At 65.1% G+C, this 16,494-nt stretch carries 11 protein-coding genes and 4 tRNA genes; 10 read left to right on the forward strand and 5 right to left on the reverse strand.

The genetic code is table 11. The annotated features are described in order from the left end of the window. Positions 1–142 precede the first annotated feature (142 nt). The 10 genes from RZE79_RS13755 (at position 143) to RZE79_RS13800 (ending at position 8,610) form a co-directional block, all read left to right on the forward strand. Positions 143–229: transfer RNA gene (locus RZE79_RS13755), tRNA-Leu, on the forward strand. A gap of 26 nt (positions 230–255) precedes the next feature. Continuing rightward, complete coding sequence (gene tig / locus RZE79_RS13760) at positions 256–1,569, forward strand: trigger factor (protein ID WP_153284507.1); 1,314 nt, start codon at positions 256–258, stop codon at positions 1,567–1,569. Between the two features lie 123 nt (positions 1,570–1,692). Continuing rightward, positions 1,693–2,301, forward strand: coding sequence for an ATP-dependent Clp endopeptidase proteolytic subunit ClpP (gene clpP, locus RZE79_RS13765; RefSeq protein WP_095745077.1), 609 nt, complete (start codon positions 1,693–1,695; stop codon positions 2,299–2,301). A 116-nt stretch (positions 2,302–2,417) separates the two neighbouring features. Further along, a complete protein-coding gene (clpX, locus tag RZE79_RS13770; protein ID WP_062475840.1) occupies positions 2,418–3,686 on the forward strand; it encodes an ATP-dependent Clp protease ATP-binding subunit ClpX in 1,269 nt (422 codons plus the stop codon). A gap of 15 nt (positions 3,687–3,701) precedes the next feature. Continuing rightward, on the forward strand, positions 3,702–6,143 hold the full coding sequence (gene lon / locus RZE79_RS13775; protein ID WP_101492931.1) for an endopeptidase La: 2,442 nt from the start codon (positions 3,702–3,704) through the stop codon (positions 6,141–6,143). Between the two features lie 61 nt (positions 6,144–6,204). Then, positions 6,205–6,280 (forward strand) — tRNA-Gly (locus RZE79_RS13780). A 64-nt stretch (positions 6,281–6,344) separates the two neighbouring features. Beyond that, positions 6,345–6,418 (forward strand) — tRNA-Cys (locus RZE79_RS13785). A gap of 98 nt (positions 6,419–6,516) precedes the next feature. Beyond that, positions 6,517–6,608: transfer RNA gene (locus RZE79_RS13790), tRNA-Leu, on the forward strand. Positions 6,609–6,631: 23 nt separating this feature from the next. After that, complete coding sequence (locus RZE79_RS13795; RefSeq protein ID WP_099796722.1) at positions 6,632–7,273, forward strand: DUF6806 family protein; 642 nt, start codon at positions 6,632–6,634, stop codon at positions 7,271–7,273. Positions 7,274–7,305: 32 nt separating this feature from the next. After that, positions 7,306–8,610 carry an MFS transporter gene (locus RZE79_RS13800; protein ID WP_319360858.1) on the forward strand — a complete coding sequence of 435 codons (1,305 nt, stop codon included), beginning with the start codon at positions 7,306–7,308 and terminating at the stop codon, positions 8,608–8,610. 10 nt (positions 8,611–8,620) lie between these two features. On the opposite strand, the gene RZE79_RS13805 is transcribed toward RZE79_RS13800, so the two are convergent. From RZE79_RS13805 to RZE79_RS13825, 5 genes are all read right to left on the reverse strand, one after another. Next, complete coding sequence (locus tag RZE79_RS13805; protein ID WP_319360859.1) at positions 8,621–10,819, reverse strand: Ig-like domain-containing protein; 2,199 nt, start codon at positions 10,817–10,819, stop codon at positions 8,621–8,623. 88 nt (positions 10,820–10,907) lie between these two features. Next, the gene (locus tag RZE79_RS13810) at positions 10,908–11,696 is read right to left on the reverse strand and encodes a hypothetical protein (RefSeq protein WP_319360860.1); all 789 of its coding nucleotides are present in this window, start codon (positions 11,694–11,696) and stop codon (positions 10,908–10,910) included. Positions 11,697–11,713: 17 nt separating this feature from the next. Further along, the gene (murI, locus tag RZE79_RS13815; RefSeq protein ID WP_319360861.1) at positions 11,714–12,526 is read right to left on the reverse strand and encodes a glutamate racemase; all 813 of its coding nucleotides are present in this window, start codon (positions 12,524–12,526) and stop codon (positions 11,714–11,716) included. Continuing rightward, positions 12,523–14,076 carry a fumarate hydratase gene (locus RZE79_RS13820; RefSeq protein ID WP_101492937.1) on the reverse strand — a complete coding sequence of 518 codons (1,554 nt, stop codon included), beginning with the start codon at positions 14,074–14,076 and terminating at the stop codon, positions 12,523–12,525. The genes murI and RZE79_RS13820 overlap by 4 nt, the downstream gene beginning before the upstream one ends. 150 nt (positions 14,077–14,226) lie before the next feature. Then, positions 14,227–16,458, reverse strand: coding sequence for a hypothetical protein (locus tag RZE79_RS13825; protein WP_319360862.1), 2,232 nt, complete (start codon positions 16,456–16,458; stop codon positions 14,227–14,229). Positions 16,459–16,494: the final 36 nt, after the last annotated feature.

A 16,494-nucleotide genomic window follows, 5' to 3' on the forward strand; every position in this document is an offset into this window, starting at 1 on the left:
CCCGAAAGGGGGAAGCCGGAAGGCCCCCATTCTTGCGTTTAAAATGCGCGGTTGACCGATTTCAGGCGGACGGTCTTGGGCCAGCGGGTTTTCCTGCAGCGCCGAGGCCGTCCGCCTTTGCATTCACCTGAAATTTGGCATCGCGCGGGTGGCGAAATTGGTAGACGCACCAGGTTTAGGTCCTGACGTTCGCAAGAACGTGCCGGTTCGAGTCCGGCCCCGCGCACCAGCCACACCCCTCACAAGGAAGACACCATGACCGTGAACGTTGAAACTCTCGAGAAGCTCGAACGCAAGATCACGCTGACCCTGCCGGTCGGCACCATCCAGAACGAAGTCGATTCGCGCCTCAAGAAGCTCGCGCGCACCGTCAAGATGGACGGTTTCCGTCCCGGCAAGGTGCCGATGAACGTCGTGGCCCAGCGCTACGGCTACTCGGTGCACTACGAAGTCATGAACGACAAGGTCGGTGAGGCCTTCTCGCAAGCCGCGAACGAAGCCAAGCTGCGCGTCGCCGGCCAGCCCCGCATCACCGAGAAGGAAGAGTCGCCCGAAGGCCAGCTCGCCTTCGACGCGGTCTTCGAAGTGTTCCCCGAAGTCAAGATCAACGACCTGTCGGGCGCTGAAGTCGAGAAGCTGTCGGCCGAAGTCGGCGACGAAGCCATCGACAAGACCCTGGACATCCTGCGCAAGCAGCGCCGCACCTTCGCCCAGCGCGCCCAAGACGCCGTGGCCGAAGACAACGACCGCGTGACGGTCGACTTCGAAGGCAAGATCGACGGCGAGCCCTTCCAGGGCGGCAAGGCCGAAGACTTCCAGTTCGTCGTCGGCGAAGGCCAGATGCTCAAGGAATTCGAAGACGCCGTGCGTGGCATGAAGTCCGGCGACAGCCGCACCTTCCCGCTGTCGTTCCCGGCCGATTACCACGGCAAGGACGTGGCCGGCAAGCAAGCCGACTTCATGGTCACCGTGAAGAAGATCGAAGCGTCGCACCTGCCCGAAGTCAACGAACAGCTGGCCAAGTCGCTCGGCATCGCCGAAGCCACCGTGGAAGGCCTGCGCGCCGACATCAAGCGCAACCTCGAGCGCGAAGTGAAGTTCCGCCTGCTGGCCCGCAACAAGAACGCCGTGATGGACGCCCTGGTGGCCAACGCCGAACTCGACCTGCCGAACGCCAGCGTGCAGTCGGAAGTCGCCCGCATGATCGAAGGCGCCCGCGCCGAGCTCAAGCAGCGCGGCATCAAGGACGCCGACAAGGCGCCGATCCCCGAAGAAGTCTTCCGTCCGCAAGCCGAGCGCCGCGTGCGCCTGGGCCTGGTGGTGGCCGAGCTGGTGCGTGCCAACGAACTGCAGGCCAAGCCCGAGCAGATCAAGGCCCACATCGACGAGCTGGCCGCCAGCTACGAGAAGCCGCAAGACGTCGTGCGTTGGTACTTCAGCGACAACAACCGCCTGGCGGAAGTCGAAGCCGTGGTCATCGAAAACAACGTGACCGACTTCGTGCTCGGCAAGGCCAAGGTCAACGAAAAGTCGGTGTCGTTCGACGAACTGATGGCGCAGCAGCAGTAAGCTGGTTTCCGTCGCTGCATGCAGCAACGCCGATGGGGCTTGTGCTTTGCGGCACGAGCCCCATTTCACTCAGGCGTACAGTTCAATCAGAACGAACGAATCCATTTTCCGGAGAGCAAATTCATGAGCGCACAGGAAATTCAAGGCCTCGGCATGATCCCGATGGTCGTCGAGCAGTCGGGCCGCGGCGAGCGGTCGTATGACATCTACTCGCGTCTCCTCAAGGAACGCATCATCTTCCTGGTGGGCGAGGTCAACGACCAGACCGCCAACCTCGTGGTGGCCCAGCTGCTGTTCCTCGAGAGCGAGAACCCGGACAAGGACATTTCGTTCTACATCAACTCCCCGGGCGGCAGCGTGAGCGCCGGCATGGCGATCTACGACACCATGCAGTTCATCAAGCCATCGGTGTCGACCATGTGCCTGGGCTTCGCAGCCAGCATGGGCGCCTTCCTGCTGGCGGCCGGCGAGAAGGGCAAGCGTTTCTCGCTGCCCAACTCGAAGATCATGATCCACCAGGTGCTCGGCGGCGCACGCGGCCAGGCCACCGACATCGAGATCCATGCGCGCGACATCCTGCGTACCAAGGACCAGATGAACCGCATCCTGGCTGAGCGCACCGGCCAGCCGCTGGAAAAGGTCAAGTCGGACACCGAGCGGGACTACTTCCTGACCGCTGACGAGGCCAAGGATTACGGCCTGGTCGACCAGGTTGTCGCCCAGCGCGGTTAAAACCGTCCGGCGCCGGCGCCCCGGGCGCCAATTGGCAAAAAACGGCGTTTTCCACACGGGAAACGCCGTTTTTGTTTAGTTATCATTGTCCATACCCTGTCACGAGGCAAAAGTCCATGGCCGAAAAAAAAGGCACCTCCAGCGAAAAAACGCTTTATTGCTCGTTCTGCGGCAAGAGCCAGCATGAGGTCAAGAAGCTGATCGCGGGCCCTTCGGTCTTCATCTGCGACGAATGCATCGACCTGTGCAACGAGATCATCCGTGACGAGCTGCCGGCCGGTGAGGAAGCGCGCGACGCGCGCAGCGACCTGCCCACGCCGCTGGAGATCAAGACCAACCTCGACAACTACGTGATCGGCCAGGAGCCGGCCAAGCGTATGCTGTCGGTGGCGGTCTACAACCACTACAAGCGCCTGCGCCACAAGGAAAAGAACACCAAGGGCGACGAGGTCGAGCTCAGCAAGAGCAACATCCTGCTGATCGGCCCCACGGGTTCGGGCAAGACGCTCCTTGCGCAAACGCTCGCGCGCATGCTCGACGTGCCGTTCGTGATGGCTGACGCCACCACGCTGACCGAAGCCGGCTACGTGGGCGAAGACGTCGAGAACATCATCCAGAAGCTGCTGCAGAGCTGCAACTACGAGGTCGAGCGAGCCCAGCGCGGCATCGTCTACATCGACGAAATCGACAAGATCTCGCGCAAGTCAGACAACCCGTCGATCACACGTGACGTGTCGGGCGAGGGTGTGCAGCAGGCGCTGCTCAAGCTCATCGAAGGCACCATGGCCAGCGTGCCGCCCCAGGGCGGGCGCAAGCACCCGAACCAGGACTTCCTGCAGATCGACACGACCAACATCCTGTTCATCTGCGGTGGCGCCTTTGCGGGGCTCGAGAAGGTCATCGAAAACCGCACCGAGGCCTCGGGTATCGGCTTCGGTGCCGCCGTCAAGAGCAAGGCCCAGCGCAGCATCACCGAGGTGTTCCGCGAAGTCGAGCCCGAAGACCTGATCAAGTTCGGCCTGATCCCCGAACTCGTGGGCCGCATGCCCGTGGTCGCCTCGCTGGCCGAGCTGAGCGAAGACGCGCTGGTGCAGATCCTGACCGAGCCCAAGAACGCAGTGGTGAAGCAGTTCACCAAGCTGCTGCAGATGGAAGGCGTGGACCTCGAAATCCGTCCCGCGGCGCTCAAGGCGATCGCACGCAAGGCGCTGGCCCGCAAGACCGGTGCGCGCGGCCTGCGCTCGATCCTTGAACAGTCGCTGATCGACACCATGTTCGAATTGCCGAACGCGACCAATGTCGACAAGGTGGTGGTCGAGGAATCGACCATCGACGAAAACAAGCCCCCGCTGCTCGTGTACCGCGAAACGGCGAAAAAGGCCTAAAGGACAAGGACGCTCATGTCTGGTCATACCCCATTGCCCCCCGAAGCCCTCGACCTGCCGCTGCTGCCGCTGCGCGACGTCGTGGTGTTTCCCCACATGGTGATCCCGCTCTTCGTGGGTCGCCCGAAGAGCATCAAGGCGCTCGAGCTGGCGATGGAAGCCGAACGCCGCATCATGTTGGTGGCCCAGAAGGCCGCCGCCAAGGACGAGCCCTCGGTCGAGGACATGTTCGAGGTCGGCTGCGTCTCGACCATCCTGCAGATGCTCAAGCTGCCCGACGGCACCGTGAAGGTGCTGGTCGAAGGCCAGCAGCGCGCCCGCGTCAACCGCATCGATGACGGCGAAACCCATTTCTCTGCCAACGTGACGCCCGTCGAGGCGCTCGAAGGCGGCGAGAAAGGCACCGAGGTCGAGGCACTGCGCCGTGCCGTGATGCAGCAGTTCGACCAGTACGTCAAACTGAACAAGAAGATCCCGCCCGAGATCCTGACCTCGATCTCGAGCATCGACGACGCCGGCCGCCTGGCCGACACCATCGCCGCCCACCTGCCGCTCAAGCTCGACAACAAGCAGGCCGTGCTCGACCTCGACGACGTCAAGGCGCGCCTGGAAAACCTGTTCGGCCAGCTCGAGCGCGAAGTCGACATCCTGAACGTCGACAAGAAGATTCGTGGCCGCGTGAAGCGGCAGATGGAGAAGAACCAACGCGACTTCTATCTCAACGAGCAGGTCAAGGCCATCCAGAAGGAGCTCGGCGAAGGCGAAGAGGGCGCGGACATCGAGGAGATCGAGAAGAAGATCAAGCTCGCCAAGATGTCCAAGGAAGGCCTGAAAAAGGCCGAGGGCGAGCTCAAGAAGCTCAAGCTCATGTCGCCCATGTCGGCCGAAGCCACGGTGGTGCGCAACTACATCGACGTGCTCATCGCCCTGCCGTGGAGCAAGAAGACCAAGATCAAGCACGACCTGGCCAATGCCGAGGCCGTGCTCAACGCCGACCACTACGGCCTCGAGAAGGTCAAGGACCGCATCCTTGAATATCTTGCGGTGCAGCAACGCGTCGACAAGGTGAAGGCACCCATCCTGTGCCTCGTGGGCCCGCCGGGTGTCGGCAAGACCTCGCTGGGGCAGTCGATCGCGAAGGCGACCGGCCGCAAGTACACCCGCATGGCGCTGGGCGGCATGCGCGACGAAGCCGAAATTCGCGGCCACCGCCGCACCTACATCGGCGCACTGCCGGGCAAGGTGCTGCAGGGCTTGAGCAAGATCGGCACGCGCAATCCGCTGTTCCTGCTCGACGAGATCGACAAGCTGGGCACCGACTTCCGCGGCGACCCGTCGAGCGCGTTGCTCGAGGTGCTCGACCCGGAGCAGAACCACACGTTCGGCGACCACTACGTGGAAGTCGACTTCGACCTGAGCGACGTCATGTTCGTCGCCACCTCGAACTCGATGAATATTCCGCCGGCGCTGCTGGACCGCATGGAAGTCATCCGCCTCTCGGGCTACACCGAGGACGAGAAGACCAACATCGCGATCAAGTACCTGCTGCCTAAGCAGCTCAAGAACAACGGCGTGAAGGACGACGAACTGGCCGTCACCGAATCCGCCGTGCGCGACATCGTGCGCTACTACACGCGGGAAGCCGGCGTGCGTTCGCTCGAGCGCGAGCTGTCCAAGATTTGCCGCAAGGTGGTGAAGGGCCTGCTGCTCAAGCAACTGACGCCCAAGGTCACGGTCGACGGCGAGAACCTCAACGAGTTCCTCGGCGTGCGCAAGTACAGCTTCGGCCTGGCCGAGAAGCAGAACCAGGTCGGCCAGGTGGTCGGCCTCGCGTGGACCGAGGTCGGCGGCGACCTGCTGACGATCGAAGCGGTCACCATGCCCGGCAAGGGCGTGATCAGCCGCACGGGTTCGCTTGGCGACGTGATGAAGGAATCGGTCGAGGCCGCACGCACCGTGGTGCGCAGCCGCTCGCGCCGCCTGGGCATCAAGGACGAGGTGTTCGAGAAGCGCGACATCCACATCCACGTGCCCGATGGCGCTACGCCGAAGGACGGACCGAGCGCGGGTGCAGCGATGACGACGGCCTTCGTGTCGGCGCTCACGGGCATCCCGGTGCGTGCCGACGTCGCGATGACCGGCGAGATCACGCTGCGCGGCGAAGTCACGGCCATCGGCGGCCTGAAGGAAAAGCTGCTGGCCGCCCTGCGCGGTGGCATCAAGACCGTGCTGATTCCCGAAGAGAACGCCAAGGACCTGCAGGACATTCCCGAGAACGTGAAAAACGGCCTCGAGATCGTCCCGGTGAAGTGGATCGACAAGGTGCTCGAGATCGCACTCGAGAAGATGCCCGAGCCGCTGTCCGACGAAGAGGTGGCCGCATCGGCTGCTGCGGTGGCCGAACTGGCCAAGCAGCGTGCTGGGGCACCGGCTTCCGAAGGCTCGGTCAAGCATTGATCGATTGATTGCAGAACTTGTGAAGCCTCAAAAAATTGGTATATAATTTGAGGCTCGAAACGCGGGAATAGCTCAGTTGGTAGAGCGCAACCTTGCCAAGGTTGAGGTCGAGAGTTCGAGACTCTTTTCCCGCTCCAGTTTTTGAAAAAGGGAAGCAACCAGCTTCCCTTTTTTTCGCAGTTCGATTTCGTTATTCAGCGTGGCGCGATAGCAAAGCGGTTATGCAACGGATTGCAAATCCGTGTAGCCCGGTTCGACTCCGGGTCGCGCCTCCACCCTCTCATCAAGACCGATCGGCTCCGATACGCAAGCCCCGCCAACCGACGTTGCCGGGGCTTGTTTCATTTGGGTTATCGTCGATGTTCAACCTGTGGCCCGGATGGTGAAATTGGTAGACACATCGGACTTAAAATCCGCCGCTTCCTTGATCGGGGCATACGGGTTCGACCCCCGTTCCGGGTACCACCATATTTACAAGGGAGTATTTGATGCCTCGCTACAACGCTCCATTTGAGATCCATGTGCACGGCGATGTGCCGCTGCGCGCGGACGCGAGCTTCGAGCAAATCCAGGAGGCGCTGAAGCCGCTCTGGAAATACGCGGGCGCCAAATCGCTGGCCGACGGTGCCACCAGCACCTACGAAGAAGAGCCGGGCATCCGCTTCGAGCAAAAAGACCACACGCTGCAGATCTGCTGGACCGTGCCGGGCGATGAAGACTTCCGCCAGGCGCTCGACGAGATGTGCATGGCCCTGAACGAACTCTCCGAGCGCGGCGCTGCGATCGAAGTCACCTTCTACGACACCGATTTCGACGAAGAAGAGGGCGACCCCGATGAAGAATCGCGCGACGATTTCCTGATGCTGTTCGTGGGCCCCAACCCGGCCGCGATCATGCAGGTGCAGCGCGACCTCTTGGTCGAAGACGTGGTCAACCTCATGGAGCGCCACTTCGACGGCGCCGAGCTGGGCGGCGTGGTCGCCGAAATCGATCGCCTCTTCAGCGACCGCTTCGACGCACTCGTGAATTCGCTCGAAATCGGCAAGCGTCCGCGCGGTGCCGGTGGTGCTGGCGGCGGCAGCGGCGGTGGTGGTCACGGCGGTGGCCGTCGTCCGCGCCACCTGCACTAACCCTCTCACTTCCCGCCCGGTCCCAAGGCCGCATGGCCCTGTTTCCAGCCTCCGCGTTGCGCCCCGGCGTGCGCAAGCGCGAGGTGTTCGGCTGGGCGATGTACGACTTCGCGAACTCGGGCTACACCACGGTCGTGATCACGGCGGTGTTCGCCGCCTACTTCGTCGGTGGCATCGCGAAGGGCGCGCCATGGGCCACCTTTGCGTGGACGGCGGCCCTCAGCACCTCGTACGCCATCGTGATGCTCACGATGCCCGCCATCGGCGCCTGGGCCGACCTGCATGGTGCCAAGAAGCGCGTGCTGGTCATGACGACCACAGGTTGCGTGTTCGCCACCGCGGCGCTCGCGCTCACGCCGGGTTTCGCGGGCGGCGCGATGGGCGTCGCGCTCGCGATGGCGCTGGTGATCGTCTCCAATGCGTTTTATTCCTACGGCGAGTCGCTGACCGGCGCCTTCCTGCCCGAACTGGCGACGGCCGAAGGCATGGGCAAGGTGAGCGGCTGGGGTTGGGCCTTCGGCTATGTCGGCGGCATGCTGGCGCTGGGGTTCTGCCTGGCCTACGTGCTGTGGTCGCAGGCGCGCGGGCTGCCGGCGGCCCATTTCGTGCCGGTCACGATGCTGATCACGGCGGCCCTCTACGGCGCTGCCGCCTGCGCGACGTTTGCGCTGCTGCCCGAGCGCGCTGCGCCGCAGGCCAGCCGCGGCCAGAACAGCGCGTGGCAGCAGCTGCGCGCCACGTTCCAGCAGGCCCGAGCCTACCGCGACTTCATGTGGCTGCTGGTCTGCACCGTCTGCTACCAGGGCGGCGTCGCGGTGGCGATCACGCTGGCGGCGATCTACGCAGAGCAGGTGATCGGCTTCGTCGCGAGCGAGACGATGGTGCTGATCTTCGTGCTCAACCTGGCGGCCGCGCTCGGCGCATTCGCTTTCGGTTATGTGCAGGACCGCGTCGGCCACAAGCTGTCGCTGGCCGTGACGCTGCTCGCGTGGATCGCGGTCTGCGTGATCGCCGCATGGGTGACGACCAAGGGCGGCTTCTGGTGGGCCGCCGCAATCGCGGGGTTGGCGATGGGCTCGAGCCAGTCGGCCGGCCGCGCGATGACGGGCTACCTCGCGCCGCCGCAGCAGCTTGCCGAGTTCTTCGGGCTCTGGACCTTCGCCACGCGACTGGCCAGCATCATCGGCCCGCTGAGCTTCGGCGCGATCACCTGGGCCACCGGTGGCAACCAGCGGATTGCAATCCTCTCGACCGCCGTGCTGTTCATCGGCGGGCTGTTGCTGCTGCTGCCGATCGACATGCAGCGCGGCCGCAAAGCCGCGCTGCAGGCTCGCTAGTCAACGACGCTCAGGGCAGCTTGTCGCCGAACAGGCTGTCGCGCGTCAGCGGGTAGCCGGCTGCCGGTGCGTAGCTCTGGACCCAGTTGGCCGAATTTTTCACACGCGCCGCGAAGGCCGTCAGGTCCGAGCGATCGAGCGAACCGGTGTAGATCGTGTTCGTCTGGTTGAGCGGATCGACCGTGAAGCTGAACGCCGTGCCCGCCGTCGCGAGCGCATCGGGAATGCTGCCAGCCTTGCCGCCGAGCGTGATGCTCGCGAGGTAGTTGCCGACCGAGGCGATCTCTCCAGCCTTGCCTTCGCTCAGCTCTTTGATGGTGCCACCCGAAATGGCATAAATGGTTTCCGCCTTGCCGATGCCCCCCGGCGAGCCGAGCGTGAAGCCCTTGTCCGCGATCGGGCTGCCCACGACGTCGGTCTGGATGGTCACGATGGTACCGGACGGCAGGTTCTGGTTCGCGGTCCAGAAGTAGGCCGTTTCCTTGGTGATGCCAGTGAATTCGGCCGTGCCGTCACCGCGGTCGCGGTCGGTGAACAGCACCTGCGTCCCACCGTTCACCGCCTTCAGCAGCACGAACGCATAGGCATCGGGCGCTTCGGCGTTGGCGGCCATGAAGAGCAGGTCACCGGCTGCCAGTGGCGTGGGCACGCCGGCCGTCGTGAAGCCCAGTGTCGTCGTGTCGTTGATGCCCGCGAAGGCATTGCCAGCCGCGTCGGTGATGGCGTTGGCATCTACCGTGACGTAGTAGCCGGCGTTCATTGCAAGCTTGGCCGTCGGCACCAGCGTCAGCACGTTGAAGGCTACATGCACGCGCGCGGAAGGGCTGTTGGCGTGGAAGGTCTCGACCACCGCGCCGTCGGCCGCGTGCAGCACGATGCGCCCGGACCCGAGGCGCACCGCCTCGTTGAACGACAGCATGACCGAGGTGTCGAGGTTGACGCCCACGCGGCCGGCCGGCGGTGACGCCTTCTGCAGCTTCGGCGCGGCCGTGTCGACCCACGGGGCGCCCAGGCGCACGACGAAACCGTCGAACTTCTGCTCGGCGGCGGGCAGGTCTTTCGAGGCCGTCCTGCCGTCCCACTTCGTGTCGCCGTTGTCCAGCAGCAGCTGCACCTGCGTGCCGGCCTTCACCGGGCCCGGCACCTCGACGATGGATTCAAAGCTGCCGCCCGTTTCCTTGCGCAGCGCCTCGAGGTCGTTCGACAGTTCGACCGGTGCGCTGTTCGGGTTGCCGTCCCAGGCGAACAGCGCGAAGTTGCGGTCGACCTCGGGCACTGCGGCGCCCGCCGGGCCTGCAACGATCAGGTAGTTGCCGTCGGTGCCCTTGTCGATCGAGCGGATGCCGCGGCCTCCCAGCTCCAGTTCGATGGGCGCGCCGAAGACGGCTTGCGTGGCAGTGCCGGCCATCAGCGCGGCGTGGTTCTGCAGCGGGACGATCAGCGCCTTCGCGCGCACCGAAGCGCCGGTCTGCGGCGCGCGGAAGCCCAGCCACAGGGCCGTGTCGCCCGGCGCGCTGGTCAGGCCTTCGATCGAGAAGCCGTCGATGCGCTCCGGCACGATGCCGGCGGCGGCCGACACGGCAAAGCCGAAGTGGTTGGCGCCGAGCCCGTGGGCGTTGCCCTTGTCCCAGGCGATGAGCTGAGCTTCGAGCAGCGAGAACTGGCCCACGTAGTCGAACGTGGTGGCCGCGCCGGTGCCGCCGACCTTCACCGCGAAGAGGTGCGAGCGGTCGGCCGCTGCGTCGCCGCCGTCCTTCTTGTTGCTATTGGAGCCGGTGAAGTACAGCGTGTCGCCGATGCGCGTGCCGGCTTCGAGGTCGAGTTCTTTGGCGAGCGTGGGACCTTTGTCCTTGTAGCTCCATTCCTTCACCGCCGCGCCGCCGGCGCGCGGGTACACGCGCAGCACGTTCGCTTCGTCGTCAGCCACGAGCATAAAACCGTCGGGCAGGGCGATGGCGGTCGATGCGTCGGACGAGCCTTCGGTGCTGTCTGCCTTGGGCGTGAACTGGGCCTTCGAGACGAGCTGGTCGGGCTCGGGCTGCACCACGACAGGCGGCGTGGTCGGCGGCGGGTTGGGCGTGGGCGGAAAGAAGCCGTTGAAGCCGCCACCGCCACTGCTGCCGCCGCAGGCGGCGAGCAACAACGACAGGGCGCCGGCGAGCAGCATGGGTTGGAAGGGAATGCGGGACGGGAGGGAAAGCGAACTCATGGTGCGTGGCCGTTCTTGGGAACAAACCGCGCATGCTGTTACTTTCGTATGACGGGTCCGTGAAAGACCCGCCGGATTCAGGTGCGCGTCAGGGCGCCTGCTGCAGCGACTTCGGCACCTTGTAGCGCTCGCCGTCATAGCGCAGCGTCACGGTGCTGAACTTCGCCGGCAGCGCTTTCTCGACGCAGCCTTGGTCTTCCTGTTCCTGCGCACGGCTTTGCACCAGCGTGCGGGACAGCTGCAGGTCGGCGAAGCCGTTGCTCGTGGTGCGGGTGACCGACAACATCGTGCGCAGCTTCTCGAAGTGACCGGTGCAGGTGGCGTCCCAGCCGCCGTTGTCGTGGTCGAGCTCGACCTCCTGCAGCACCTGGCGCAGCTTGTTGCCATGCTGGACGTACAGGCGCACGGTCTCGCTGGCCTGCGGGCCGGAGGTCGGGCTGTTGCCGCGGTAGCGCACGCGCAGGCCGAAGGCGCGCGTGTCGGGCGACAGCACGTAGCGCGAGGTGTCGACGCGGATCTCCTGGATCGCGGTGTTGGCGTCTTCGTCGAGCGCCTCGGGCAGGAAGATCCGTCCGATCACCGTGTCGCGGTCGGTGTTGCCGTTGTCGGGACGCTGGATCAGCAGCAGCGCGAGGTCGAAGACCTTGGCGCCCTTGTCGGTGGTCTCGCGCGGCATGGGCAGCACGACGATGCTGCGGCCGGGGAACGCCGGCCAGACCTTGCAGGCGGCAAGCCGCTCGTCGAGCGGTTGCCTGGGATAGAGCTTGGCATGCATGCGCTCGGCCAGCCCGCTTTCACAGGCGGCGTGGCCCAGGCCGGCGGTGGCGGCGAGGCCCAAAGAGATCAGTGCATGACGCAGGAAGAAGAGGGCGCGCATTGCCAATCGTGATGAGGTCAGGCGACGTTTGCTGCAGGCATCGAAGTGCCCTGCGAACGCGCGGGCAGCCAACGCGCGGCGGCTGCTTCGAGCACTGCCAGATTGCCGCTGCTATCGAGCACGAGCCCGCCTTCGCTGGCATCGTCGGGCAGGCGGCCGAGCGACGTGAGCACGCGACGCGTCTGCTGCGCGACCGGCGCACCGGTGTCGATGAAGCGCAGCGTCGGCGGGGCATGGCGCTGCAGCTCGTCTTTCACGAGCGGGTAGTGCGTGCAGCCGAGCACCACGGTGTCGACCTCGCCCGGACTGTCGCCGAAGGGACCGGCTTCCGCCATGTAGCGCTCGCACAGCGCGGCGATGGTGGCGCTGTCGAAGCCTTCGATGGCCTTCACGAGCCCATCGCACGGCACGGGCCGTACGGTCGTCGTGCCTGCAAAGGAATCGCGCAGCGCCGCGTACCGGGCGCTGGCCAACGTGCCGCGCGTGGCCAGCACCGCGATGTGGCCCGTGCGGCTCGTCGCCACAGCGGGCTTGAGCGCCGGCTCCAGGCCCACGATGGGCAGGGCGGGAAATTCGGCGCGCAGCACATGGATCGCCGCCGTGGTGGCCGTGTTGCAGGCCACCACCAGCGCCTTGATGCCGTGCGCGCGCAGCAGGTGTTCGACCACCTGGCGCGAGTGCGCGATGACGTAGGCGTCACCGCGCTCGCCATACGGCGCGTTCGCGGTGTCGGCGAAGTAGACGAAGCGTTCGGTCGGCAGCTCGGCCTGCAGCGCGGCGAGTGTGCTGAGCCCCCCGACGCCGCTGTCGAACACGCCGACGGGGTTCAAGCGACTTCCAGCGGAATGGTCTTGAACTCGCCGCTGGCGATGCGCTTTTGCCACTCGGCCGGGCCGGTGATGTGCGCGCTGGTGCCGCCGGCATCGACCGCCACGGTCACGGGCATGTCGACCACGTCGAATTCGTAGATCGCTTCCATGCCCAGGTCCGCAAAGCCCACGACCTTGGCGGTCTTGATGGCCTTGCTCACGAGGTAGGCGGCGCCGCCCACGGCCATGAGGTAGGCGCTCTTGTGCTTCTTGATGGCCTCGATGGCGACCGGGCCGCGCTCGGCCTTGCCGATCATGGCGATCAGGCCGGTCTGGGCCAGCATCATCTCGGTGAAGCCGTCCATGCGCGTGGCGGTGGTCGGGCCGGCGGGGCCCACGGCTTCGTTGCCGACCGGATCGACCGGGCCGACGTAGTAGATGACGCGGTTGGTGAAATCGACCGGCAGCTTCTCGCCCTTGGCCAGCATGTCCTGGATGCGCTTGTGCGCGGCATCGCGGCCGGTGAGCATCTTGCCGTTCAGCAGGATCGTGTCGCCCGGCTTCCAGCTGGCGACTTCGGCGGGCGTGAGTTTGTTCAGATCGACGCGCTTGCTCTTCTTTTCGTCGGGCGCCCAGTTCACGTCGGGCCACAGGTCGAGCGACGGCGGATCGAGGTAGACCGGGCCGCTGCCGTCCATCACGAAGTGCGCGTGGCGCGTGGCCGCGCAGTTGGGGATCATCGCCACGGGCTTGCTGGCCGCGTGCGTCGGGTACATCTTGATCTTGACGTCGAGCACGGTGGCCAGGCCGCCCAGGCCCTGCGCGCCGATGCCCAGGGCATTGACCTTCTCGAACAGCTCCAGGCGCAGCGCCTCGACCTTGCTCAGCTCGGCGCCCGAGGCGGCCTTGGCTTGCAGCTCGTGCATGTCCAGGTCGTCCATCAGGCTTTCCTTGGCCATCAGCGCGGCCTTCTCGGCGGTGCCGCCGATGCCGATGCCCAGCATGCCCGGCGGGCACCAGCCGGCGCCCATGGTCGGCACGGTCTTGAGCACCCAGTCGACCACGCTGTCGCCGGGGTTCAGCATGACCAGCTTGCTCTTGTTCTCGCTGCCGCCGCCCTTGGCGGCCACCGTCACTTCGACGGTGTTGCCGGGGACGATCTCGGTGAAGATCACCGCGGGCGTGTTGTCCTTGGTGTTCTTGCGATCGAACTGCGGGTCGCCCACGACCGAGGCGCGCAGCGTGTTGTCGGGGTGGTTGTAGCCGCGGCGCACGCCTTCGTTGATGGCGTCGTCCAGCGAACCGGTGAAGCCGCCCCAGCGCACGTCCATGCCGACCTTGAGGAACACGTTGACGATGCCGGTGTCCTGACAGATCGGGCGGTGGCCCGTGGCGCTCATCTTGCTGTTGGTGAGGATCTGCGCAATGGCGTCCTTGGCGGCGGGGCTCTGCTCGCGCTCGTAGGCTTTGGCCAGGTGGGCAATGTAGTCCGCGGGGTGGTAGTAGCTGATGTACTGGAGCGCGGCGCTGATCGATTCGATCAGGTCGGCCTGCTGGATCGTGGTCGTCATGGTGGGGAGTCTTCTTGGAGGGGGAACGCCCTCGATTATCTCAGCCAGCGATAGCGGCCACTTTCCCTGGCGCAATGCCCCTCGGGACGCGGCCAGCCCCATGAAAAAAGGGGCCGGAGCCCCTTCTGTGATCGCACCCTGGCTGTCTTGTCAGGGCGTGATCTGCGTCAGGCCGACGTAGCCCAGCGTGGTGAACGCCTCGAAGATGGCATTGGCTGCCTTGAGGTTCATGCGGATCTGTTTGCGTGCCACCGGCTTGGCCTTGTTCCCGATGAACACCGCGCCGCCACGCTCGATCAGAACGCGTTCGCTGCCGAGGTATGCGGCGAGGCCCGGGATCGCCCCGAAGCTCATCACGCGCGCGTCGCCCATCTGGGTGATCGTGTAGTTGCCCGATCCCACCACATCGCAATTGCGGGCCGAGCCATTGATGGCCCGCTGCTGGCACTCGTAGAAAGTGACCTTCGAGCTGTTGCCCCCGGTGAAACTCACGCGAATCGGTCGGTTCGTCGTGTAGTAGTCGGTTACCGTGGCCGCATCGCCCAGGGGCGCGCCGCCCACCGAGCCCAGGCTCAACGAGGTGGCTTGCCAACCGTCGTTGCGCGCGCCACTCGAAAGCGCCGTGCCTGCAAGGTTCGCCGGGCCGTTGAAGCAGGCCGTTCCGGGGTTGCGGGCGATGATTTCGTCGAGACTGCTCGCGGCGGCAAAGGGGGTGGTCGACACCGAGCAGGGCACGGCCGGGTTGGTGCGCGAATCACCGCCCGCCGCAACTTCGGCCGACGAGACGGTGACCTTGCTGGCGTTGCTCGCGCTGTAGGTCGGTGCATTCGACAAGTCCAGCGCGCCTTGGTAATACAGCGTCGATCCCGCCGGAAAAGTGAACGGTGCCAGCGTTATCCACTCGGAAGCGCTCAGGTTCGGACCCCAGTTCGAGTAGCGCTGTCCGTAGGCGCCGTTGGTCGAATAGGGGTAGGCCTGGATGTACATGAGCGTGGCCGCCATCGGATGGCCGCTGATGTCGACGGGCGTGCGCTTGCTGACGCCGAGGCTCGCGCCATCGCAATAGTCGGAGCTGCTCACTTGCCTGGCATCGCGCGCGGTGCTGGTGCCGGTGGCTTCGACGCCGATGGGGCAAGTCACCCACGCGCTGCCGTTCCAATGCAGATCGTCCTGCTGGTCCGGCGAACCGCCGGACGACCAACTTGTCAATGTGCCGTTGGTACTGCGGTTGCGGAAGTCGCGAAAGCGCGTCTTGCCGTTGATCGGCGTTGCTTCTTCCGTCGTGGACAGCAGGATGCGCCGATACCAGTTCGTGTTGTTCGTCAACGTCAGGAATTCGAGTGTGCCGCCGGCTTCGGGTGTTTCCGGCCTGGAAGCCGGAGGGACGGCGGCAATCGCCCTGGTCGTGCCCACCGCCATGCTCATGTTGGACCCCTGGAGCCGGTTCTCGCTCGGGCTGCCCGTGAACAAGTCCGCGATGAAGGTGATGAAGTCCTTGCATGCATCGGAGGCGAGGCCGTCGGCGCAGGAGGTGCGAGCGAACTGCGTGCTGAAATGAAAACCGAACGTGGGTAGCCTTTCGATCAGCAGGTTCTGCGTTTCCTTCGAGATGTCGGCGGCCGTGAGGCCTTCGAAGCCATCGGGCGTGAGGACCTGTCCTGTGGCGGTTGTGCTTATCTTTTGGGCGACCTTGACGAAGGTGGACGCCATCGCGCTGTTCGCGTTGTCTGCGCTGTAGTCCTCCAGCAGGTTTTTCGACAAGCCAAGCTGGAGTCGCAGATTGGTTTCGGCCTGCTCCGTGGTGGCCCCCGTGTTCTCGACGATCTGGTTGATCAGCGTCGTGAACGGCGTGACCAGCTGCGCCTTGTCCGCCGGGGCTTTCAGCACATAGGCCGTCGTGACGGGGCCCGATTGGGCGTCCACCGCGTCGGTGCCGATCAGCGCCACCACCGGCGCCGTGCCCCGGTCGGCGGGCGCGATCTGCAGCGTGGCGTTGCCTTCGGCATCCGTGCGCGCGCTGGGTTCGTCGGTGTCGAGCAGGCCGTTGTTGTTCTTGTCGAGGAACACCACGGCATTGCGAATGGCGCCGTCCATGACCTTGACCGCGAACCCGGCGTCCGCAGGCTCTTGCGGGGTCGGGTCGGAAGGGCCGGCCGGGTCGGTGGGTGCGGGCGTGCCTCCGATGGGAAAGAACGACCCGCCACCCCCACCGCCGCTGCCTCCGCCACACGCGGCCACGGCCATCAAGGCCACGCAGGCCGCACACACTTTTGAACGCAGGAACGCACTCGCCATCTTCTTCTCCTCGGTTGTTGAAGCACCCCCTCTAGGTGCTTGGCCGTGTGAAGTATTTCGATGGACAAGGGCGCGGGCATCGTTCAAATCAAGTACACGATGCGCAAAAAATTCAGCGCCGCT

Source organism: Variovorax sp. EBFNA2 (assembly GCF_033802765.1).
Classification (GTDB): domain Bacteria; phylum Pseudomonadota; class Gammaproteobacteria; order Burkholderiales; family Burkholderiaceae_C; genus Variovorax; species Variovorax paradoxus_H.